The 21,398-nt window shown below is 63.1% G+C and carries 19 protein-coding genes and 1 pseudogene; 4 read left to right on the forward strand and 16 right to left on the reverse strand.

Annotation, left to right across the window (positions count from 1 at the left end):
• Positions 1-18 precede the first annotated feature (18 nt).
• From phnN to LHFGNBLO_RS07440, 9 genes are all read right to left on the reverse strand, one after another.
• Positions 19-648 (reverse strand): phosphonate metabolism protein/1,5-bisphosphokinase (PRPP-forming) PhnN, encoded by a 630-nt coding sequence (gene phnN, locus LHFGNBLO_RS07400; RefSeq protein WP_258605538.1) that lies wholly within the window; start codon positions 646-648, stop codon positions 19-21.
• Positions 645-1,784 (reverse strand): alpha-D-ribose 1-methylphosphonate 5-triphosphate diphosphatase, encoded by a 1,140-nt coding sequence (locus LHFGNBLO_RS07405; RefSeq protein WP_258605539.1) that lies wholly within the window; start codon positions 1,782-1,784, stop codon positions 645-647. Before LHFGNBLO_RS07405 ends, phnN begins: the two co-directional genes overlap by 4 nt.
• 38 nt (positions 1,785-1,822) lie before the next feature.
• The gene (locus LHFGNBLO_RS07410; RefSeq protein ID WP_258609644.1) at positions 1,823-2,530 is read right to left on the reverse strand and encodes a DUF1045 domain-containing protein; all 708 of its coding nucleotides are present in this window, start codon (positions 2,528-2,530) and stop codon (positions 1,823-1,825) included.
• 143 nt (positions 2,531-2,673) lie between these two features.
• A complete protein-coding gene (gene iolB, locus LHFGNBLO_RS07415; protein ID WP_258605541.1) occupies positions 2,674-3,486 on the reverse strand; it encodes a 5-deoxy-glucuronate isomerase in 813 nt (270 codons plus the stop codon).
• Positions 3,487-3,490: 4 nt separating this feature from the next.
• Positions 3,491-3,703, reverse strand: a complete 213-nt coding sequence (locus LHFGNBLO_RS07420; RefSeq protein ID WP_258605543.1) for a DUF3329 domain-containing protein — start codon at positions 3,701-3,703, stop codon at positions 3,491-3,493.
• Positions 3,704-3,767: 64 nt separating this feature from the next.
• Positions 3,768-4,685 (reverse strand): myo-inosose-2 dehydratase, encoded by a 918-nt coding sequence (iolE, locus tag LHFGNBLO_RS07425; protein ID WP_258605545.1) that lies wholly within the window; start codon positions 4,683-4,685, stop codon positions 3,768-3,770.
• Positions 4,686-4,766: 81 nt separating this feature from the next.
• Positions 4,767-6,617 carry a 3D-(3,5/4)-trihydroxycyclohexane-1,2-dione acylhydrolase (decyclizing) gene (gene iolD, locus LHFGNBLO_RS07430; protein ID WP_258605546.1) on the reverse strand — a complete coding sequence of 617 codons (1,851 nt, stop codon included), beginning with the start codon at positions 6,615-6,617 and terminating at the stop codon, positions 4,767-4,769.
• A 34-nt stretch (positions 6,618-6,651) separates the two neighbouring features.
• Positions 6,652-8,586, reverse strand: a complete 1,935-nt coding sequence (locus tag LHFGNBLO_RS07435; RefSeq protein WP_258605547.1) for a bifunctional 5-dehydro-2-deoxygluconokinase/5-dehydro-2-deoxyphosphogluconate aldolase — start codon at positions 8,584-8,586, stop codon at positions 6,652-6,654.
• Positions 8,587-8,725: 139 nt separating this feature from the next.
• The gene (locus LHFGNBLO_RS07440) at positions 8,726-9,571 is read right to left on the reverse strand and encodes a MurR/RpiR family transcriptional regulator (protein ID WP_258609646.1); all 846 of its coding nucleotides are present in this window, start codon (positions 9,569-9,571) and stop codon (positions 8,726-8,728) included.
• Between the two features lie 157 nt (positions 9,572-9,728).
• Between LHFGNBLO_RS07440 and LHFGNBLO_RS07445 the strand changes: the two genes are divergently transcribed.
• Entirely contained in the window at positions 9,729-10,838 is a 1,110-nt protein-coding gene (locus LHFGNBLO_RS07445; RefSeq protein ID WP_258605548.1) for a Gfo/Idh/MocA family protein, read from the forward strand.
• 10 nt (positions 10,839-10,848) lie between these two features.
• Here the strand turns inward: LHFGNBLO_RS07445 and LHFGNBLO_RS07450 are convergent, their stop codons facing one another.
• The 7 genes and pseudogenes from LHFGNBLO_RS07450 to LHFGNBLO_RS07480 all read right to left on the reverse strand — a co-directional run bounded on the left by LHFGNBLO_RS07450 (position 10,849) and on the right by LHFGNBLO_RS07480 (position 18,464).
• Entirely contained in the window at positions 10,849-11,940 is a 1,092-nt protein-coding gene (locus tag LHFGNBLO_RS07450) for a 3-deoxy-7-phosphoheptulonate synthase (RefSeq protein WP_258605550.1), read from the reverse strand.
• A 210-nt stretch (positions 11,941-12,150) separates the two neighbouring features.
• Positions 12,151-12,945 carry an SDR family oxidoreductase gene (locus LHFGNBLO_RS07455; RefSeq protein WP_258605551.1) on the reverse strand — a complete coding sequence of 265 codons (795 nt, stop codon included), beginning with the start codon at positions 12,943-12,945 and terminating at the stop codon, positions 12,151-12,153.
• Between the two features lie 12 nt (positions 12,946-12,957).
• Positions 12,958-13,960, reverse strand: a pseudogene (gene iolG / locus LHFGNBLO_RS07460) (inositol 2-dehydrogenase).
• A gap of 183 nt (positions 13,961-14,143) precedes the next feature.
• A complete protein-coding gene (locus LHFGNBLO_RS07465; protein ID WP_258605552.1) occupies positions 14,144-14,911 on the reverse strand; it encodes an ATP-binding cassette domain-containing protein in 768 nt (255 codons plus the stop codon).
• A gap of 2 nt (positions 14,912-14,913) precedes the next feature.
• On the reverse strand, positions 14,914-15,990 hold the full coding sequence (locus LHFGNBLO_RS07470; RefSeq protein WP_258605553.1) for an ABC transporter permease: 1,077 nt from the start codon (positions 15,988-15,990) through the stop codon (positions 14,914-14,916).
• 113 nt (positions 15,991-16,103) lie between these two features.
• Positions 16,104-17,045, reverse strand: coding sequence for a sugar ABC transporter substrate-binding protein (locus LHFGNBLO_RS07475; protein ID WP_258605555.1), 942 nt, complete (start codon positions 17,043-17,045; stop codon positions 16,104-16,106).
• A 387-nt stretch (positions 17,046-17,432) separates the two neighbouring features.
• Complete coding sequence (locus LHFGNBLO_RS07480) at positions 17,433-18,464, reverse strand: LacI family DNA-binding transcriptional regulator (RefSeq protein WP_258605556.1); 1,032 nt, start codon at positions 18,462-18,464, stop codon at positions 17,433-17,435.
• A 185-nt stretch (positions 18,465-18,649) separates the two neighbouring features.
• Between LHFGNBLO_RS07480 and LHFGNBLO_RS07485 the strand changes: the two genes are divergently transcribed.
• Genes LHFGNBLO_RS07485 through LHFGNBLO_RS07495 form a run of 3 tightly spaced genes read left to right on the forward strand, consistent with a single transcriptional unit; the run spans position 18,650 to position 21,333 of the window.
• Positions 18,650-19,741, forward strand: coding sequence for a fatty acid desaturase family protein (locus LHFGNBLO_RS07485; RefSeq protein ID WP_413774708.1), 1,092 nt, complete (start codon positions 18,650-18,652; stop codon positions 19,739-19,741).
• 42 nt (positions 19,742-19,783) lie between these two features.
• Positions 19,784-20,098 (forward strand): MocE family 2Fe-2S type ferredoxin, encoded by a 315-nt coding sequence (locus tag LHFGNBLO_RS07490; protein WP_095083246.1) that lies wholly within the window; start codon positions 19,784-19,786, stop codon positions 20,096-20,098.
• Between the two features lie 5 nt (positions 20,099-20,103).
• On the forward strand, positions 20,104-21,333 hold the full coding sequence (locus LHFGNBLO_RS07495; protein ID WP_258605558.1) for an NAD(P)/FAD-dependent oxidoreductase: 1,230 nt from the start codon (positions 20,104-20,106) through the stop codon (positions 21,331-21,333).
• Positions 21,334-21,398 lie beyond the last annotated feature (65 nt).

A 21,398-nucleotide genomic window follows, 5' to 3' on the forward strand; every position in this document is an offset into this window, starting at 1 on the left:
GGAGGCTCGCAGCAGGGTTTAAATCAACCCTGACATATCGGAAAAGGCCATGGCCTTGCGCAGCACATCGGCGAAACGCTCGCCGGCCGCTTCGCGCGGACCGCTGTTGTCGATCGAGGTGACGCCCGGCCCGGACAGGGCGACGTTGGCGCTGCGCGCCAGGCGGGCCAGCACTTCGCCGCGCGATTCGCGGCCGCGCATCGCCAGCCGCTCGGCGAGAATTTCCGGCGTGGCGGTGATCTCGACAACAGCCAGATTGGCGTAGCGGTCGCGTAGCGCCGGGATGATCGCGCGGGAAACATTCGCGACCGCAACACGCCCGTTGGCGACCGACCAGTCGACATCGGCCGGGATGCCGTAGCGCAAACCGTGCGCTTCCCACGAAATGGCGAAGGCGCCGTCGGCTTCGGCCTCGACGAAAGCCGCGTCGGCCAGCGTGTCGTGGTCCTCGCTCGAAGCGTCGCTCGGCCGGGTGATGACCCGGCGCACGAACTCCAGCCGGGTCTCCTCAGTGAAAAGGGTGCGGGCATAGCCGATCACCGTGTCCTTGCCGGCACCGCTCGGTCCGACCACGGCGACAAAGACACCGTCGCGGATCGGAAACGTCTCGGCCGACAATTCACGCTCGATCAACGCTGACACCATCATGCGACCCGGCGTCCCTGCCGCCACACCGTGCGCACGACCGGCACGTGGTCGTCGACACGGACGCGAACCAGATCGGCGCGCCGGCCCTGTTCGATGACACCGCGATCGCTGAGGCCGACCGCTTCGGCCGGGTTCTTCGACACCATGGCCACAGCCTGCGGCAGCGAAATGCCGTCGACCACGTCGCCGAGGAAGAAGGCCGACTGGATCAGGCTGAAGGGAATGTAGTCGGACGACAGGATGTCGAGCAGGCCGTCACCGGCCAGCGTGCGGGCCGACACATTGCCCGAATGCGAGGAACCGCGCATGACGTTGGGCGCGCCCATCAGCACGCCGAGCCCCGCCTCCTTCGAGGCCCTGGCGGCCTCCTGGGTGGTCGGGAATTCGGCGACACGCACACCCTGCTCGATCGCTTCATCGACATGGCCTGTGGTGGCGTCGTCGTGGCTGGCCAGCACGATGCCGCGCTGATGGCAGGCGGCGGCGATCACTGCCCGGTTGGAGGCCGAGTTCATCGCCGACTCCGCCATCCGCTTTTCGCAGAATATCTTGAAGTCGCGATCGGTCAGCTTCAGTTTGCGCTGGTAGTAGTAGGCATAGGTTTCGAGGTTGACGAACTGGCGCTGGCCGGGCGCATGGTCCATCAGCGACGCCATCTTAACCCGTTCATCGTTGTCGAAATGCACAAAGGCGGCAAGGCAGTCCGGCGCCGAAACCTCGCAGCGCAGGTGGATGAAGTGGTCGGCCCGCAGCCGGTCCTGCTGGACGCTGTCCTCGATCGCATCGGCCAGCTTGCGCATGTCGTCGGACGTCATGTCGGCGTCCTCGTCCATGCCGACGCGCAAGGCATCGAGCACGGTGGTGATGCCGGCGGTCGCCACCTGCGCGTCATGGGCCAGTACCGCGGCGATCGGATTCCAGCGCACCTTGGGCCGCGGCGCGTAGTGGCCTTCGAGATGATCGGTGTGCAACTCGACCAGACCGGGGATGATGAAGTCGCCACCCATGTCCTCGCCGAGGCGGCCGGTACCGGCCTCGATGCCGGCGATCACGCCGTCGCGCAGCACAAGCGAACCCTCGACGATCTCGTCGGCAAGGACGATGCGGGCGTTGTTGAGAACAGTCTCGGCAGTCATCTCGGGCGGTCCTTGGTTGTCAGGCAGTTCTTGATTATTCAGGCGGTTTTTCTGGCCGGGCGATGCCCGAGCGCGTGATGGGAAAGCACCATGAACGGGGCGCCAGGTTCGGTTTCGACAAACAAGGTCAGCGCGTCCACCGGCACCGGCTGTTGCAGCACCTGCGCAAACAGGCTGTCGATTGCTAAGCGCAGACGAGGGCTTTCCTGTGTCCCCGCCCGGCCCGAAAGCGTCATGTGGAACCGGAAAGTCTCGAAGACGTAGGGGTAGCCCCACTGGCAGAGATTGCGGAATTCGGCCGGCTTCAGCGAATCGGGGCTGCGCCGCTCGATTTCCGATTCGGTCAGCGGCGCACGAAAACGGTCGAAGCCGATCACGACATCATCGGCGAAGCGATTGAGCGCCGGCAACGGTGCTTCCGGCACCAGCGCGAAGAAACTGTCGATCTGGCTGACGACCAGGCGTGGGATCGTCACCATCGGCGTCGCCTCGGCAAAGGCGTCGAGTGCGGTGCGAAGCGAGGTTTCGGTCTCGTTCGCGGCCAGCCGGAAGGGTGCCTTCAGCGTCGCATGAAAACCATAGCGCCGCGCCGAAGCGGTGTGGAAGGCGACTTCCGCCGCCGACAGGTCGGCGACTGCCTCGACCGGCCGGGTGACGGCACCGAACGGGTCGCGGCCGAGCCAGTTGGCGGCGATCCGCGCCAGCGGTTCGTCCTGCCGGGGGGTGAAATAGATGGCGTAGCGCATGAGAAGTCCTTCGTCAGCTTCGCTGCCATAGGCGATTTCCATGACGGATTGACGAAGCCTTGCAGCGTTTCCGATAACAAAACGACGCAATGAGGTCATTAGCCGACGATTTTTTCGTCTTGGACCAGCCGGGGAAAGACCGATCAGGCCTTCATCAGCCATTCGTGCTCGGGCGCGTTGTGGAATTTCCACGTCCGCTTCGGCCCGGCCATGACGTTGAGATAGTAGAGGTCATAGCCGTGGCAGGCCGCACAAGGATGGTAGCCCTCGGGCACCAGCACGACATCGCCGTCCTCGATCGCCATCGCCTCGTCCAGTGCGCGCTCGCCATTCTTGTCGGCATCGGTGTAGACGCGCTGGAAGGCAAAACCCTGCGGCGGGTTGAGACGGTGATAGTAGGTCTCCTCGAGATAGGATTCGGCCGGCAGATTGTCCTGGTCGTGCTTGTGCGGCGGATAGCTCGACGTGTGGCCACCGGGCGTGATGACCTCGACCACCAGCAGCGAGTCGGCCGGTTTTCCCTCCGGCAGGATATTGGTGACATGGCGGGTGTTGGTGCCCTTGCCGCGAACCTCCTGGCCAAGATCGTCCGGCGCGATGACACGGACCGGCAGGCCGCCGCCAAGGCCGGGCGCCGAGCAGACGGCGAGTTCCAGTTCGGTATCGGCGGTGACCGCCCAGTCCGAGCCTTGGGGCACATAGACAGACCACGGCTTGCCTTCGAAGGGCGACATGCGCTCGCCGAGCAGGCCGAGCTCCTTGCCGCCGGCTGCCGCCTTGCCCTTGCCGGTGACGAACACCAGGCAGATTTCACGATCCACCGTTTGCCCGGAGGCACTCTCGCCGGGCCTCAACCGGTGCAGATCGAAACCGACATAGGTCCAGCCGGCGCTTTTCGGCGTCACATGGGCGACGCGGCCATGGCCCTTCTCGGCTTTAACGAGCAGTTTCGACATGGAGTTATTCCTTCGGTTCGGCGTCAACCTTGTTCTGGTCGGCCGGCTTGTAGAGGTAGAAGAACTGCCAGACGGCGTAACCGGCGAAACCAAGGGCGAGAACGCCCCAGAATGGCGTGCCGGTGGCAAATTCGATCACGGACCAGACCAGGCAGACCGCGACTATGGCAACGCGCCGCCACAAGGGCCGGAAGAACGGGTGCTCATAGTCTTTCATTGGGCCAATCCGCGCTTCAACAACTGGTCATCAGATAGGCTGTCCGTCGCCGGGAATCCAGCGCTCATGCATTGGGGAAGCCCTGTGTTTCCACCGTGTAGCCGGCAGCCGTCATCACCCGCATAAGCTCCTTGTAGCCGACCTGCGCCATCTTGAGCGGCGGATTCTTCTTCGGATCCTGCTCGGCCTCGACCACGAACCAGCCTTCATAGCCATGATCGGCAAACTTCTTCACGATGGCGCCGAAATCCAGCGAGCCATCTCCCGGCACGGTGAAGGCACCAAGGGCGACGGCATCGAGGAAGGATTGCTTGCTGCGATCGAGCTTGTCGATCACCGCCATGCGCACATCCTTCACATGGACATGCGAGATACGCCGGTGGTGATTGTCGATGGCGCGCAGCACGTCACCGCCGGCAAAGGCCAGGTGACCGGCATCGAGCAGCAATGGAATGCCTTCGCCCGAATGGCGTATGAAGGCATCGAGCTCCGGCTCGGTTTCGACCACGGCCGCCATATGATGGTGGTAAGAGAGCGGCATGCCTTGTTCTGCGCACCATTCGCCGAACTCGGTCAGGCGCTTGGCGTACGCCTTCATCTCGTCGTCCGAAAGTTTTGGCTTGGTCGCGAGCGGCTTCGAGCGGTCGCCCTGGATGGAGCGGCCGACCTCGCCATAGACGATGCAAGGCGCATTCACCGCCTTGAACAGGTCGATCATCGACTGGATGCGATCCTTGTTCTTGCCCATGTCTTCATCGACCAGCGTGCCGGAGAACCAGCCGCCGCAAAGGGTGACGTCGGCCTCTCTCAGGATCGGCAGCATGATTTTTGGATCATTGGGAAAACGCCGGCCCATTTCCATGCCGGTGAAGCCGGCCGAACGCGACTGACGCAAACACTCCTCCAGCGACACGTCATCGCTGAGTTCCGCAAGATCGTCGTTCCACCACGCAATGGGGGACATGCCCAGTTTGGCTTTCAAGTCGTCACTCCAGTTTCAGACCACCGGACCAGGGTTCGCCCCGATGCCGGCTATTTTCCTAATTTCGTGGCAGCGCAGGCATCAATCGCCAATGGTCTGCATTTGCCGCTTTTCCTCATAGGCCTTGCGCGCCGCATTCACCTGATTGCGCGCACTGACCTCCGGCACGGCAACATCCCACCATGTGCCGCCGGCGTCGGTCGAAACCAGCGGGTCGGTGTCGATGACCAACACCGTGGTGCGGGTATTCTTCTTGGCCTGCGCCAGCGCATTTTCCAGGCCGGCGATCGACGGCACTTTTTCGGCAATGGCACCAAGGCTCGCCGCATGTGCTGCGAAGTCGATATCCGGCAGAACCTCGTGACGCGAGTCCTTCAGGAGATTGTTGAAGTTGGCGCCGCCGGTCGCCATCTGCAGCCGGTTGATGCAGCCATAGCCTCTGTTGTCGAGCAGCACGATGGTCAGCTTGAGGCCGAGCATCACCGAGGTCGCGATCTCGGAATTTAGCATCAGATAGGAGCCGTCGCCGATCATGACGACGACCTCTTGCTCGGGCTTGGCCATCTTGGCGCCGAGCCCACCGGCGATCTCGTAACCCATGGTCGAGAAGCCATATTCGGCGTGGTAGGAGCCGGGCGCACCGGCCTGCCAGAGCTTGTGCAATTCGCCGGGCAGACCGCCGGCGGCATGCAACAATGTCACGCCGGAGCCCATGGCGCGCTGCACGGCGCCGATCACCTGCGCATCTGACGGATAGGCGGCGTTGGTCGACGCCGTCACCTTGGAGGCATCGGCCTGCCAGTCCTTCTTGCCCTTGGCCGCATTGTCGGTCCAGGCGGACGGCGACTTCCAGCCTTTCAACGCCGCGCCAAGTTCGGCCAGCCCCTCGGCTGCGTCGGCGACCAGCGGCAGCGCCCGGTGCTTGCCGGCATCGAATGGCTGGATGTTGAGCCCGATGATGGTCTTGCCGGAGTTCTTGAACAGCGACCACGAGCCGGTGGTGAAATCCTGCAGCCTGGTGCCGACCGCCAGCACCACGTCGGCCTCCTCGGCCAGCCGGTTAGCAGCCGACGTGCCGGTGACGCCGACTGCCGCCATGTTGAGCGGATGATCGTCCGGCAGCGAGGATTTGCCACCTTGCGTCTCGCAGACCGGAATACCGGCGCCTTGCACCAGCTTGGCCAGTTCGCCGGAGGCCTGCGAATAGAGCACGCCGCCGCCGGCGATCACCAGCGGTTTTTTCGCACCCTTGAGTGCCGCCACTGCAGCCATCAATTCGCTGCGGTCCGGACGGATACGGCGCTGGTTCCAGACGCGTTCGGCAAAGAAGCTCTCGGGATAATCATAGGCCTCGGCCTGCACATCCTGGCAGAGCGACAATGTCACCGGCCCGCATTCGGCCGGATCGGTCAGCACCTGCATGGTCCGCGCCAGCGCCGGGATGATCTGCTCCGGCCGGGTGATGCGGTCGAAATAGCGCGACACCGGACGGAAGCAGTCATTGACCGTCGCCGTGCCATCGGAAAAATCCTCGGCCTGCTGCAGCACCGGATCGGGGATGCGGTTGGCGAAGACATCGCCGGGCAGAAACAGGACGGGCAGCCGGTTTACATGAGCCAGTGCCGCCGCCGTCACCATGTTGAGCGCGCCGGGGCCGATCGAACTGGTCGCGGCCATGAAGCGGCGGCGGAAATTGGCCTTGCCATAGGCGATCGCAGCATGCGCCATCGCCTGTTCATTGTGGGCGCGGAAGGTCGGCAATTCATCGCGCACCTGATAGAGCGCCTCACCGATGCCGGCGACATTGCCATGGCCGAAGATCGCCCAGACACCGCCGAAAATCGGCACTTTTGTGCCATCGATCTCGGTCATCTGCTTGCTGAGAAAGCGGGTCAGTGCCTGCGCCATCGTCAGGCGGATTGTCTTGGTCATTTTGTTTCCTCCGCAGTCCTTATGCCGCGCCTTCTTATGCTGCTTTGCGGCCGCGCGCGGCAAGCCATGCCTCGGTCAACTTCTCGAAGCGCGACGCCATATCGGCCACCGCCTCATCGTCCGACATCTTGCCCGCCAACCATTGTTCGGCGGCGTTGATGAAGATGGTGCGACCGACGGCGAAACCCTTGACGATGGGCGCCTTGGCGGTGGCGGCAAAGGCCGCTTCCAGCTTGTCCTGCGGCGCTTCCAGGCCGAGTAGCACGACGCCGCGGCACCACGGATCGTGCTTCAGGATCACCGCCTCGATCATTGCCCAGGCGCCGGCCGAGGCCTGCGGTTCGAGCTTCCACCAGTCGGGCTTGATGCCGAGCGCATAGAGTTCCTCCAGCGCGCACGGGATCGTCGTGTCGTCGAGCTTGCCGTGCTTGCCGGCGATGATCTCGATGAGAAGTTCCCTGCCTACTTTCCGCGCGGCCTCGAACAGGGCGCGCAGCTTCTGCTGCTGCTCTTCCTTCAGCGCCGCCGGATCGTCGGGATGGTAGAAGCACAGGCATTTGATGCAGTGGTCGACCGGCCATTCGACCAGTTGCGAGCCGATGTCCTGCGAGAACTCAAAGCGCAGCGGCCGCGAGCCCGGCAGTTCGACCGGCCGGCCAAGCCAGGCGAAGGAATGGCGGGCGAATTCGAACATCGCGTCGCGGCCGTATTTTTCGTCGAGCAGCATGCCGTAGCCGGCGCGACCGGCGGCAACCTTCGCCGCCGCCTTGACCGTCAGCACCTTGAAATCCTGGATGCGCGAGGGATCGGCGCCGGCTTTGGCGGCGACATCGTCTAGCTGGATGCGGTGGTCGCAGGCCAGCGCCATCAGCGAGGGAATATCGCGGCGGCGCGTGGTCGCCCAATGGATGTGGTTGATCGCTTCATCCTTGCGCAGCGCCAGATGCTTGCTGCCGTTCTTCAGGAAGAACTGCAACTCCTCGAAGGTCGGGTATTCCGGCGCGCAGAGCAGGCGCGACACGGCGAAGGCGCCGCAGGCATTGGCCCAGGTTGCCGCGGTGGCAAGGCTTTCCTCGCCGAGCCAGCCGCGCAGAAAGCCGGACATGAAGGCGTCGCCGGCGCCGAGCACATTGTAGACTTCGATCGGAAAGCCCTTGCCGACGATGCCGTCCTCGAGATCGTCGCTGATCGGTCCGTCATAGACGATGCAGCCCATGGCGCCGCGCTTCAAGACGATGGTGGCCTTGGACAGCGAGCGGATGGTCTTCAGCGCGCTCAGGCAATCATCGGCGCCGGAGGCGATCATGATCTCTTCTTCAGTGCCGACGATGAGGTCGCAATCGGGCAGAACCGTCTTCAGCTGGGCGGAAACCCGGTCGGATTTGACATAGCGTTCGAAGCCTTCGGCATGACCGGCAAGGCCCCACAGGTTAGGGCGGTAGTCGATGTCGAACACCACCTTGCCGCCCTTGGCCTTGATGGCGCGGATCGCCTTGCGCTGGGCGGCATCGCTGTTGGGCCGCGAAAAATGCGTGCCGGTGACGACAATGGCGCGGGCCGAGGCGATGAAGGCTTCGTCGATATCCTCTTCGGAAAGCGCCATGTCAGCGCAGTCGCTGCGGTAGAAGATCATCGGCGAGACGCCTTCTTCCTCGACCGACAGCAGCACCAGCGCCGTCAGCCGGTCCGGGTCGGTCTTGAGACCGTCGACCGAAACGCCCTCGCGTCTGAGCTGTTCGCGGATGAAGCGGCCCATCTGCTCATTGCCGACGCGGGTGAGCAGCGCCGAGCGCAGGCCGAGCCTGGCCGTGCCGACCGAAATGTTGGCCGGACAGCCGCCGACCGACTTGGCAAAGGAGGTGATGTCCTCGAGCCGCGAGCCGATCTGCTGGCCATAGAGGTCGACGGAGGCACGGCCGATGGTGATGACGTCGAGCGGCGCATGCTTTGCTTCCACGGCTTCGCCCATTCGAACCTCCCATCGGCCTTGTTGTCTTTGATAACACGCGCGAGCGGCAGCGTGGCGGCAGCAATATGAAATAATAATTCCAATCCATAGTCAATATGGAATGAGCATTCCTTTGCTGAAAAGTGCAGACAGGGAGCGTCTAGGCCTTGCGCTTGCGGCCGGTGTCGCGCCGCTTCTCGCCAACGGCGACGGTCAGCGCCATGGCCAGCGCCATCGTCGCCGACAGCGAGCGGAAGCCGGCGAAGTCCGCCTCGGCGACTTCGAACCAGACCTTGGCGAACTGGGCGAGCGGCGAAAAGGCGCTGTCGGTGATCGCCACGATCGGCACGCCCTGCTCCGAAATGACGCGCGCCTCCTCGATGGTTGCCGGCGCATAGGGCGAGAAACTGATGGCGATGACGGCATCCCTGGATGAGGCAAAGCCGATCATCTCGGCGTTCAGGCCGGCGGCGGATTCGATCAGCTGGTTGCGGATCTTGAGCTTGCCCAGCGCATAGGCGATGTAGGAGGCGACAGGATAGGAGCGGCGCTTGGCCAGCACATAGATGGTTTCCGCCTTTGCCAGCAGAGCGATCGCCTCTTCGAAATGCGGTTCGTTGAGTGTGCGCGAAATGTCGTTGAGTGACGTGCTGGCCGCAGCGACGAAACCGTCGAAGATCGCCCGGTGGCCGGCGCCTTCCTCGGCCTTGGCGCGCAGCGCCAGCAGCCTTTCGTCATAGGACGAATTGCGCTCACGCAGCCGTTCGCGAAACACCGACTGCAGGCTGGTGAAGCCGTCGAAGCCGAGCTGCTGGGCAAAGCGGATCAAGGTCGAAGGCTGAACACCGGCCGAGGCGGCGATGCTGGCGGCGGTGCCGAAGGCGATGTCGTCGGGATTGTCGAGCGCATAGGCGGCGATCTGGGCGATGCGCTTGGGCAGGCTTTCGCGCCGCTCCAGGATCGTCGCGCGCAGCGTCTCGAAATCGCGAGGTACCCGTTCGTCCATCGTCGCTTTGTCCAAGCTCATCTGTCGGGTTCCCTCTCTGCCCCATCATAGCGAGCCTGTGCAAGAACACCATAATAAATGAGGCAAGCGTTCCATTTTCGGAAAAAATGGACTAATTCATCCACGCAAGACTTTTCAGCCAGCGGAGACAAGGAAAATGGTCGGAGTCGGTCTTATCGGCACGGGCTTCATGGGCAAATGCCATGCCATTGCATGGAGTGCCGTCGGTGCCGTCTTCCCTGACGTGGCCAAGCCACGGCTCGTCCATCTTGGCGAGGTCAATGAGGAACTTGCCAAGCGCAAGGCGGGCGAGTTCGGCTTCGCCAAGGCGTCCGGCGACTGGCGCGCCGTCGTCAATGATCCCGAGGTGGATATCGTCTCGCTGACCACGCCCAACCAGTTCCATCCGGAAATGGCCATCGCCATCCTCGAAGCCGGCAAACATCTATGGTGCGAGAAACCGATGGCGCCGGGCTTCGGCGAGGCCGAAGCCATGGCGGCGGCAGCGAAAAAATCCGGCAAGGTGGCGGCGCTCGGCTACAACTACATCCAGAACCCGGCGATCCGCCACATTGGCGCGCTGCTCGACGAGAAGATCATCGGCGAGGTTAACCTGCTGCGTATCGAGATGGACGAGGACTTCATGGCCGACCCGGAGGCGCTGTTCTTCTGGAAGCATGAGGCGGCGTCCGGCTATGGCGCGCTCGACGATTTCGCCGTGCATCCGCTGTCGCTGATTTCGGTGCTGTTCGGCCGCGTCGGCCGCGTCATGTGCGACATGGCCAAACCCTGTGCCGATCGCAAGGTTGCGACAGGCGAGCGCCGCGCGGTCGAGACCTACGACATCGCCAGCGTGCTGATGCATCTCGAAAACGGCATTGCCGGCACGCTGCTGGTCAACCGTTCGGCCTGGGGCCGCAAGGGCCGCATCGCCATCCAGATTTTTGGCTCGAAAGGCTCGATCCTGTACGACCAGGAGCGGATGAACGAGTTCCAGCTCTATCTCACCTCAGACCGCCCGACCGAGCAGGGATATCGCACCATCCTGGTGGCGCCACACCACAAGCCTTACGATTCCTTCCTGCCAGCACCCGGCCATGGCCTTGGCTTCAACGACCTCAAGATCATCGAATGCCGGGAGTTGCTGACGCGGCTCGCCGGCAAGCCGGCGCGCATCATCGACTTCGACGAAGGACTGGAGATCGAGCGCACCGTGCATGCGATGGCGCGCTCGTTCGAGGAACAACGCTGGGTCTCGGTGCGCTAGCTCCTCCGCGTCAGGCCGCTCCCTGCCGGCTCTCCACCATGGCGCGGCGCGCAGACCGGCGCCACTCGACCGCGCCGGCAAGACCGTGCAGCACCGTCTCGGTGGTTGCCCAGTCGATGCAGCCATCGGTGATGCTCTGGCCATAGACGAGCGGCTTGCCTGCAACAACGTCCTGCCGGCCGGCGACGAGATTGCTCTCGATCATGACGCCGATGATGCGTTCGTCGCCCGCTGCCACTTGGCTCGCCACGTCGGCCGCCACCTTCGGCTGGTTCTCGGGCTTCTTGCTGGAGTTGGCGTGGCTGACATCAATCATCAGCCTGGGCGCAACACCTATCCGGGCGAGTTCCGCCGAGGCGACAGCAACGCTGGCCGCATCATAGTTCGGCTGAACGCCGCCGCGCAGGATGACGTGGCAATCCTCATTGCCGGTGGTCGTCGCGATGCCGCTGCGCCCGCCCTTGGTCACCGCCATGAAGTGATGCGGCTGGGCGGCCGATTTCACCGCCTCGGCGGCGATCCTGAGATTGCCGTCGGTGCCGTTCTTGAAGCCAACCGGACAAGAGAGGCCCGATGCCAGTTCGCGGTGGATCTGGCTCTCGGTCGTGCGCGCGCCGATGGCACCCCAGGCAACGAGGTCGGCGATGTATTGCGGCGTGGTCATGTCGAGGAATTCGGTTGCCGCCGGCAGGCCGAGATTGTTGACGGCGGACAGCACATTGCGCGCCATCCGCAGCCCCTTGTCGATGTTGAAGCTGCCGTCGAGGTCGGGATCGTTGATCAGGCCCTTCCAGCCGACCGTCGTGCGCGGCTTCTCGAAATAGACCCGCATGACGATCTCCAGCCGGTCGGACAGGGTTTCGCGCAGCGCCGCCAGACGGCTGGCATAGTCAACGGCCGCGACCGGATCGTGGATCGAACACGGGCCGACGATGACGAGCAGTCGATCGTCGGTGCCATTCAAGATAGCGTGGATTGCGTTGCGTGACGCGCTGACGGTGCGCGTCGCCGTCAGCGTGCGCGGTATCTCCCGCATCACTTGGTCCGGCGTACTCAGTTCTCGGATTTCCTTGACCCGAAGATCATCTGTGGTGGTCAACACGGCTTTCTGCTCCTGATTGGGAGACCTGCCGGCTGAAAACAAAAAAAGCCGCCAGGTCTGGCGGCTGTTCGGATTTTGATGCTGCAATCTTCAGATCGAGCGCAATCCTCCCGCCGCCAGCGAGCTCCTAAAGTACCAATACGTGGCGGTCAGGTTGATCATGAGGTTCATATAGCCCAAGCGGAGGCGTTTGTCACGCCTCTGATGATGCTACTCCGGAGACGCCCCCGCAACACTCTGGTCATAGTCAACCAGCGACCCGGTCATGACGCCCGACTGCGGGCTGACCATGTAGCTGATCAGCCGCGCCAGCTGGTCCGGCTTGACCAACTGGCCCATCGGCTGCGCCGCTTCCGCCGTTGCCAGCCAGTCGTCAGGTGCGTCGTGCCATTTCTTCTGAACGATGTCTTCGCCCTCGGTATCCATCCAGCCGGGCAGTACGGCATTGCAGCGGATGCGGTTGAAGCGATAGGCGTTGGCGACATTCTTGGTCAGCGTCATCAGAGCGCCCTTGCTGGTCGAATACGGCGTCAGGAAGGACTGGCCGGCATGCGCCGACATCGACAGAACGTTGACGATCGAGCCCGGCGCCTTGCGTTCGAGCAGATGCGCGACCAGGCCCTGCATCAGGAAGAACGGTCCGCGCACATTGGTCGCGAAGATCGTGTCGAAAAGCTCTTCGCTGGTCTCGACCAGAGAGCCGCGCGCGGAGGTCGCGGCGGCGTTGACCAGCGCATTGACGGTGCCGAAATGGGCGATCGCGGTTTCGACGGCGCGCTTGCAGTCGGCCACCTTTGAAACGTCGGCGCTGATGAAAATGGCATCGACGCCGGATCTCTTCAGAGCGGCTAACGCCTTGTCGCCTTTCTCCTGCGAGCGGCCGATCAGCGCCAGCGCGCGGCAACCCTCATCGGCCAGCGCCTCGGCAACGGCAAAGCCGATGCCTTGCGCGCCGCCGGTGACGATGGCGCGTGTCTCAGAATTGCGACCGGCTGAACCGCTCATCGCTCTTGCTCCTTACTTTGCCGTGTCGAGACGAACGGTCTTGCCGGAGGTCGCCGATTTCAGCGCCGCATCCGCCAGCCGCAGTGCAATCAGCCCGTCCTGGCCGCTCGGCGCCGCCTTCTTGCCGGTCGTAGCCGCCATGATGAACGCGGCGATCTCGTTGGCGTAGGCGTCGAGGTAGCGGGTCATGAAGAAGTCGTGCAGCGGCGGGCGCGTATAGCCCTTTTCGTTGGCCAATTCGATCGACACCGGCCGCTGGTTCTCGGCGGCGATCATGCCTTTCGAACCATGCACTTCGATGCGCTGGTCGTAGCCATAGGTGGCGCGGCGCGAATTGGAGATGATGCACTGCTTTCCCGAAGCAGTTTCGAGGATGACGCTGACGCTGTCGAAGTCGCCTGCCGCGCCGATCTTCTTGTCGACCAGCACCGAGGCATGGGCGCTGACCGCCACCGGCTCCTCGCCGAGCAGGAAGCGCGCCATGTCAAAATCATGGATGGTCATGTCGCGGAAGATGCCGCCCGAACGCTTGATGTAGTCGATGGGCGGCGCACCCGGATCGCGCGAGGTGATGGTGACCATTTCGACCGTGCCGATGGCGCCGTCGTCGATCGCCTTGCGCACGGCGGCGAAATGCGGATCGAAGCGGCGGTTGAAGCCAACCATCAGGGTGGCTTTTGCCTTGTCGACCACGGCCAGGCATTTTTCCACGCGCTTGGCTTTCAGGTCGATCGGCTTTTCGCAAAAGATCGCCTTGCCGGCCTTGGCGAAGCGTTCGATCAGGTCGGCATGGGTATCGGTCGGCGTGCAGATGACGACGGCGTCAATATCCCCGGATTTTTCGATGGCGTCGATGGTGCGCACCTCGGCGCCATAGGCCGACGCCAGTTCCGTCGCCGCCTTCTCGAAGGCGTCGGCCACGGCAACCAAATTTGGCCTGCGGATTGGAGCCGACGGCACGGGCGTGGACCTTGCCGATACGGCCGGCACCAAGGAGAGCGAAACGAACAGTCATGGGGTATTTCCTCTAGGGATGGTTTGAGAGAATTGTGTCCGCACCTTTCCTGTTGGGGAAAGGTGGCAGGGTTATTTCCGAGCGCGGCAGATCGTCCCGAAGCCGGGTGACCCGCCTGCTCTATGTTTCTTGCTTGAGCATGATCTTGCCCGAAAACCGGATTCCACTTTTCGGGATCATGCTCTAGGCCGCAAGTTCCGCCTCTCCAGTCTTGGCGCCGGTGATGTAGGAGACGATGTCGTTTCCGTCGGTATCCTGCTTGCGCAGATTGGCGACGATGCGGCCGCGCCGGAAGACGACGATGCGGTCGACCAGGTCGAATACCTGGCGCATGTTGTGGCTGATCAGGATCAGCGGCTCGCCATTTTCCTTCAGCGTGCGGATGATGTTTTCGACCTGCGCCGTCTCCTGCACGCCGAGTGCGGCCGTCGGCTCGTCCATGATGATCAGCTTGGAGGCGAAGGTCGCGGTCCTGGCGATCGCCACGCATTGGCGCTGGCCGCCAGACATGTGGCGGATGGTGTTGGACAGGTTGGGAATCTTGACCGCCGTGCGGACCAAAGCTGCCTCGGTCGCCTTGCGCATGAACTTGCGATCGAGGATCGAGAACGGCCCGAGATTGAACAGCACCTTTTCGCGGCCGAGAAACAGGTTCGACGGCACGTCGAGATCGTCGGCAAGCGCCAGGTTCTGGAACACGGTCTCGATGCCGGCCTCGCGCGCTTCGATCGGGCCGGCGAAGTTCACTTCCTTGCCGTCAAACCAGACCTTGCCGTCCGTGCGCTGCTCGACGCCGGTGATCTGGCGCACGAAGGTCGATTTGCCGGCGCCATTGTCGCCCATGATGGCGACATGCTCGCCCTTGTGCAGTTCGAAGTTCGCACCTTCGAGCGCATGCACGCCGCCATAGCGCTTGGTCAGGTTTTCGGTCTTCAGGATGATGTCCGACATGGTCAAACTCCTATCGCTCGCCTGCGCTGGCGCCATTGGTCGAGAACGACCGCGCCGACGATGATCACGCCCTTGACCATCTCCTGGTAGTAGGCGTCGAGGCGCAGGAAGGTGAAACCGGAGATGATGACACCGAAGATCAGCGAGCCGATCACCGTGCCGATGATCGAGCCGCGGCCGCCCGACAGCGAGACGCCGCCGATCACCGCCATGGCGATCGCATCGAGTTCGTACATCACGCCCATGCCGGCCTGGGCGGTGAGGTTCTTGGAGCTCAGCACCACGGCGGCGAGCGAGGCGAGGATGCCGGCGATTGTGTAGACGAGGATCTTGTGGTTGGCGATCTTGATGCCGGACATGCGCGCGGCGTCCTCATTGGAGCCGATCGCATAACAGTGCTTGCCGTACTTGGTGTATGTCAGGATCAGCTGAAACAGCACCGCCAGCGACAGGAAGATGATGACCGGCATCAGGCCTTTGCCGATGGCGGCAAAACCCTCGGTGGGAAATGAGATCGGCTGTCCCTTGGACCACCATTTGGCGATGCCGCGCGCGGTGACCATCATGCCGAGCGTGGCGATGAACGGCGGAATGCGCGTGTAGGCGATCAACGAGCCGTTGACCAGCCCGGCCAGCAGGCCGCAGCTGATCGCGACCAGCACCGGCACGATCACCGGCAGGTCGGTCCAGCCCTGGGCGAGGAACATCGCCTTGGGGTTCGGGTTGCCATTCACCGTCGCCACCTGGGCGAAACTCATGGCGATCATCGCCGTGGCGCCGACGATCGAACCCGAGGACAGGTCGATGCCGCCGCAAATGATCACCTGCGTCACGCCGATGGCGATGATGCCGACGATCGACACCTGCAGGATGATGATCTGCAGACGCGCCTCGTTGAAGATCGCATCGACGTTGTCGCGGGTGTTGAACAGGAAACTGTCGCCGAGGAAGACCCGACCAATCAGTTCGAAAGCACCGACGAGGATGATGAGCGCCAGGAAAACGTTGAATTCGGCAGGCCAATCGCGCTTCTTGGCATCATAGCTGAGTCCGCCGACGCCATGAGATGTCTGTGCCACGTTTTTTTCCTCCGTCGGCCGCATTCATCCGCCCGCCCGCTGGGGCGGGTGGAAAGGAGGGGCGACGCTGTTGTTCTGGTTAGATGCGCCGCCCCTTTGTCAAAGCGCCTGCCTCAGTTCTTCTTCAGGAACTTGTCGATGTTTGCCGGTGTGACCAGCTGGAAGGGAATGTAGACCTTCTGGTCGACCTTCTCGCCCTTGGCCAGCTTGAGCGCGGCGTCGAGAGCACCGGCGCCCTGGCCGGCCGCGTCCTGGAACACGGTCGCGTCAAGGTCGCCCGCCTGCATCGCGGCAAGCGCATCCTGGGTGGCATCGACGCCGCCGACGACAACCGACTTCATGTCGATGTTGGCGGCTTTCATTGCCTGGATGGCGCCGATGGCGCTTTCGTCATTGTTGGCGATCACGCCATCGAACGGCTTGCCGGTCGACAGCCAGTTGGTCATCAGATTCTGGGCCTCGTCGCGGTTCCAGTTCGACGTCTGCTTGTCGATGATCTTGATGAAGCTGCATTCCGGCGTGGCGATCACGTCGTCAATGTCCTTGGTGCGCATCACCGCGGCCTGGTTCGACAGCTCGCCCATGATCACATAGACATTGGCTTCCTTCTTGCCGGCTTCCGTGAACAGGCGGCAGACTTCCTTGGTTTCGAGCGTGCCGGAATCGGCCTCGTTCGAAGCGACGAAAGCCTGGTTGTCGGGAAGCGTGTCGACATTGACCGGCTCGCGGTTGACATAGACCAGCGGAACCTTGGCCGCAGCGGCTGCGTCCGACATCGCCTGGGTGGCCGAGGTGTCGACCGGGTTGACGATGATCGCATCGACGCCCGAGGCGACGAAGTTCTTGATCTGGTCGAGTTGCTTGGCGACGTCGTTCTGCGCGTCCTCCACCTGCAGTTCAACGCCGTCCATGCCCTTGGCCTGCTCGATCATGCCGTTGCGCAGCACGGTCAGGAAGTTGTCGTCGAACTTGGCCATCGACACGCCGACCTTGGCAGCGAGTGCCGACGAACTCATCAGCGCCGCAAAGGCGACGCCCAAAAGCAGTTTCTTCATTTTAGTTCTCCTCCACACGTTGGTGTCCGGCTGCACCGATTTACCCGGAATCCCCGATCTCCCAGGGAATCTCTCCCGAATGCCATTTCTGTTCCGGATGGCTTTTTATCTGCGATTTGGAACGCCAAGCCTGCTGTTTGAAACAGATGTTCCGGAACGAAAGAACCAAAATACCCGGTTGGTGAAATATTTATTCCATTTCGCGTCAAGGCGTCAAGGGAAATTCCGAAACCGGATGGCGGATTTTCGGTCGCCACGCCGCAATTTCGCGTCGCATCCATGCCGACAGTCCCAGAGGTCGGGCCTGAAGGCCATTCCTGATAGATTCTATCATCGCACGGCGGCTCGCCGAGCCTCGCGTCCGGTCTATCAAGTATGGACAAAGCTCTAGATGTTTTCCGGCAGATAGATGTCGAAGGGGAGAAAGGTCTGGCCTGGCGCGTTGGCGGCACCGGTCTCGATGGCATGCGCCATCAGCCTGACAAGCTCGCGGCAAAGTGCGGCAAGCGGCGTCGAGATCACCATGGTCAGGATGTTGTCGGCAAGCGCAGCGCGAGATTCGGCATTGATCTCGTTGCAGACGACCACCGGCATGTTTGCTGGCCTCGCTGCCCGCAGCGCCGACACCGCGCCTTCCATGCCGCCGCCCGCGACGTAGCATCCGGCAAGATCCGGATAGCGCGCCAGAAGATCGATCATCGCATCGTGGGTCACCTGGTTGGCTTCCAGGTTGACCAGCGTTTCCATCACCGTGAATTCCGGCGCATGTTCGCGAAAGAACGATCTGAAGCCGATCTCGCGCAACTCGTGGCCGTGGAAGCGATGGCTGCCGACGAATAGCGCGACCTTGCCGGGCTTCCTCGCTGCCCTGGCGATCATCCAGGCCGCGGTGCGACCGACCTTGCGGTTGTCGAGGCCGACATAGCCCTCCCGGATGCCGGCGGCAAAGTCGGACAACAGGGAGAAGACTGGTTGCCCCCTCGACTTCAGCGCCTCCACGGCGGCTGTCAGCGTCGGATGGTCCGGGCCGACAAGGGCGATGGCCCTGGATTTCGCTGCCAGCTTGCGCATCTGGGCGGCGATCTCGTCGGGGGCCAGAGAACTGGCGAAGTCGATGGTTGCGACGCCGCGGAAGCGCTGCGATTGCGAGACCGCCATTTCGAGTTCCCGCGCGAAATCGCTGTAGAAAACATCATTGCCCCTCAGGAGCAGAAAGCCGAGCCGGTATTCCGGCAATTCCTGGCGCATGCGCTGCTTGATCAGCCCGGCGGCATGATAGCCGATGCCGGTCGCAGCCTCATAGACGCGGCGCGCCGTTTCCTCGCGCACCGGCAGCCGGTTGTTCAGCACCCGGTCGACCGTGGCGACGCTGACGCCGGAGACGCGCGCCAGATCGGTGATGGTTGGCCGCTTTACCATGAATCCTCCACTGCTTGCGGACTCAGGTTACCTCATTCTGATATGAAATGATAGAAACTATCTTTGTGATATTGAGACTATCATGGCTTGGCGCTATTTTGAATTCCGACGCCAGCCATTGCGCCCGAGCTTCCGTTGTGGGCTGATCGCAAGGCGCTGATGGAGGAACCTCAATGACGGCGATGATGGACGCAGCACCGTCCCGGCGCGACTACAGCCTGATCGGCCGTGACGCCAAGCTCGCCGTCGAGACCGGACTTTCGGCGGCCGAGTGGTATCACACCGATATTCCGCGCAAGCAGATGAAGGAATTGATGCAGCGCTCGGACCAGCCGGCGATCCGCGACACCATCATCTGGCTCGCCGCCCTGATCCTGAGTGCTGCCGGCGGCGCCTGGCTCTGGGGCACATGGTGGTGCGTGCCGTTCTTCTTCGTCTACGGCACCCTCTACGGCTCCTCGACCGATTCACGCTGGCACGAATGCGGCCATGGCACCGCCTTCAGGACGCAGTGGATGAACGACGTGATCTATCAGATCGCCTGCTTCATGATCATGCGCAATCCGGTGACTTGGCGCTGGAGCCATACACGCCACCACACCGACACCATCATCGTCGGCCGCGATCCGGAAATCTCGGTCATGAGGCCGCCGGATCTGCTGCGCGTCGTCCTTGCCTTCGTCGGTGTTCTCGACGCCTGGCATGCGATGAGCGACATGGTTCGCAACGCCGCCGGCATCATCAGCCCGGCGGAAAAGACCTTCATTCCCGAGCAGGAGCAGCCGAAGGCGATCCGCATTGCCCGCATCTGGACGGCGATCTATGCCGCGACCATCGCGCTGGCGCTCTACACGGGCTCGTTCCTGCCTTTGATGCTGGTCGGCCTGCCTCGGCTCTACGGCGCCTGGCACCATGTGCTGACCGGCATCCTGCAGCATGGCGGCCTTGCCGACAATGTCGTCGACCATCGCCTCAACAGCCGCACGGTGTTGATGAACCCGGTCAGCCGCTTCATCTACTGGAACATGAACTACCATGTGGAGCATCACATGTTCCCCATGGTGCCCTACCACGCTTTGCCGAAACTGCATGAGCTGATCAAGCACGATCTGCCGGCGCCGACACCGTCGATCTTGGCCGGCTATCGCGAGATGATACCTGCCTTCCTGCGCCAACTGCGCAATGAGGACTATTTCCTCAAGCGTGAACTGCCGCCGACGGCGCGGCCCTATCGCGAAGACTTGCACGACGACAGCGCCGTCGCGGCGGCGGAATGATTTTTGCCCATCGGGCACCAAGCAGACCTTCCGGGAGGATCAATGAGCGACTGGGTCGAAGCCTGTGCAGCCGGAGACATCGACGAAGAGGACGTGATGCGGTTCGACCATGGCGGCCGCACCTTCGCCATCTATCGCAGCCCCGACGACGACTATTTCGCGACCGACGGTCTGTGCACGCATGAGAAGGTGCATCTGGCCGACGGGCTGGTGATGGATGACATCATCGAATGCCCGAAGCACAATGGCCGCTTCAACTACAAGACGGGCGACGCCAGGGGCGCGCCGGTCTGCGTCAATCTCAGGACATATCCGGTCAAGGTCGACGCCGGCAAGGTCCTGATCCAGATCGGGTGACGGTGATGACGGAAGGGATGATCATCATCGGCGCCGGTGAATGCGGCGGAAGGGCGGCCCTTGCGCTGCGCGACCTCGGCTATGACGGGCCGGTAACGCTGGTCGGCGACGAGCCGCATCTGCCCTACGAGCGACCGCCGCTGTCGAAGGACGCGATGGTGAGCGAAGCGCCTGAGATCAAGGCGATCGCCACTGACGAGACATTTGCCGCGCGATCAATCCGACATATCCATTCGGTCCAGGCCGTGGCGATCGATCGTGCCGTACATACTGTGCGGCTGTCGGACGGCGCGGTCCTGCCTTACGACAAGCTCTTGCTGGCAACCGGTTCGATCCCACGCAAGCTGCCGATGCTGGGCCTTGGCGGACGCTGCGTCTATCTCAGAACCTTCAACGACGCGCTGGCCATTCGCGCGCATCTGCGCGCCGGCAACCGTATCGCCATTGTCGGCGGCGGCTTCATCGGCCTCGAGCTCGCCGCCGCGGCGCGCAAACTGGGTGCCGATGTCACCGTCATCGAGGCGCAGCCGCGCATCCTGATGCGCGGCGTGCCGGCTGAAATCGCAGAGATTGTCCACGCAGCGCACGAAACCGAAGGCGTGAACATCCTGTGCGGTGAGGGCATCGCGGCAATCGCCGACGACGGCGCCGAGGTGCGCATCACGTTGGCCGGTGGGCGCGACATCGTCGCCGATTTGGCGGTGATTGGCATCGGCGCCGTGCCGGTGACCGGACTTGCCGCGGAGGCGGGGCTGACGATCGACAATGGCATCGCCGTCGACGCCGAGCTTCGCACGAGCGATCCGGACATCTTTGCCGCTGGCGATTGCTGCTCGTTTCCGCTTGCCGTCTATAGCGGCCGGCGCGTGCGGCTGGAAGCCTGGCGCAACGCACAGGAGCAGGGCGCGCTGGCAGCAAAGAACATGCTGGGCGCCGGCGAGGCCCACGCGGCGGTGCCGTGGTTCTGGTCGGATCAATACGGCCTGAGCTTGCAGATCGCCGGCCTCTCGGACGAGGGCCACAGCAGCGTGCGCCGCGACCTCGGCGATGGCGCCTTCATCCTGTTCCATTTGGCGCAGGATGGCAGGCTGGTGGCAGCGAGCGGCATCGGCACGGGCAATTCGGTCGCCCGCGACATAAGGCTGACCGAGATGCTGATCGGCAAGCGGGCCAGGCCAGCGCCGGAAGCGCTTGGCTCGCAGGCGTTCAAGCTGAAGTCGCTGCTCGCGGCGTGAGTCTACCCTCCCCCTCGTGGGGATGGGGGCGGCACCAGACCCCCACCCGGACTTTCGGTCCGACC

The organism is Mesorhizobium sp. AR10 (genome assembly GCF_024746795.1).
In the GTDB taxonomy this organism is placed as follows: Bacteria; Pseudomonadota; Alphaproteobacteria; order Rhizobiales; family Rhizobiaceae; genus Mesorhizobium.

Coding starts and splice junctions, on each gene's coding strand:
- LHFGNBLO_RS07490 (WP_095083246.1), top strand. CDS start 19,784: ATGAGCGACTGGGTCGAAGCCTGTGCAGCCGGAGACATCGACGAAGAG.
- LHFGNBLO_RS07455 (WP_258605551.1), bottom strand. CDS start 12,945: ATGAGCGGTTCAGCCGGTCGCAATTCTGAGACACGCGCCATCGTCACC.
- LHFGNBLO_RS07445 (WP_258605548.1), top strand. CDS start 9,729: ATGGTCGGAGTCGGTCTTATCGGCACGGGCTTCATGGGCAAATGCCAT.
- LHFGNBLO_RS07480 (WP_258605556.1), bottom strand. CDS start 18,464: ATGGTAAAGCGGCCAACCATCACCGATCTGGCGCGCGTCTCCGGCGTC.
- LHFGNBLO_RS07420 (WP_258605543.1), bottom strand. CDS start 3,703: ATGAAAGACTATGAGCACCCGTTCTTCCGGCCCTTGTGGCGGCGCGTT.
- iolB (WP_258605541.1), bottom strand. CDS start 3,486: ATGTCGAAACTGCTCGTTAAAGCCGAGAAGGGCCATGGCCGCGTCGCC.
- LHFGNBLO_RS07475 (WP_258605555.1), bottom strand. CDS start 17,045: ATGAAGAAACTGCTTTTGGGCGTCGCCTTTGCGGCGCTGATGAGTTCG.
- LHFGNBLO_RS07495 (WP_258605558.1), top strand. CDS start 20,104: ATGACGGAAGGGATGATCATCATCGGCGCCGGTGAATGCGGCGGAAGG.
- LHFGNBLO_RS07435 (WP_258605547.1), bottom strand. CDS start 8,586: ATGGGCGAAGCCGTGGAAGCAAAGCATGCGCCGCTCGACGTCATCACC.
- LHFGNBLO_RS07405 (WP_258605539.1), bottom strand. CDS start 1,784: ATGACTGCCGAGACTGTTCTCAACAACGCCCGCATCGTCCTTGCCGAC.
- iolD (WP_258605546.1), bottom strand. CDS start 6,617: ATGACCAAGACAATCCGCCTGACGATGGCGCAGGCACTGACCCGCTTT.
- phnN (WP_258605538.1), bottom strand. CDS start 648: ATGATGGTGTCAGCGTTGATCGAGCGTGAATTGTCGGCCGAGACGTTT.
- LHFGNBLO_RS07410 (WP_258609644.1), bottom strand. CDS start 2,530: ATGCGCTACGCCATCTATTTCACCCCCCGGCAGGACGAACCGCTGGCG.
- LHFGNBLO_RS07485 (WP_413774708.1), top strand. CDS start 18,650: ATGGACGCAGCACCGTCCCGGCGCGACTACAGCCTGATCGGCCGTGAC.
- LHFGNBLO_RS07440 (WP_258609646.1), bottom strand. CDS start 9,571: ATGGACGAACGGGTACCTCGCGATTTCGAGACGCTGCGCGCGACGATC.
- LHFGNBLO_RS07465 (WP_258605552.1), bottom strand. CDS start 14,911: ATGTCGGACATCATCCTGAAGACCGAAAACCTGACCAAGCGCTATGGC.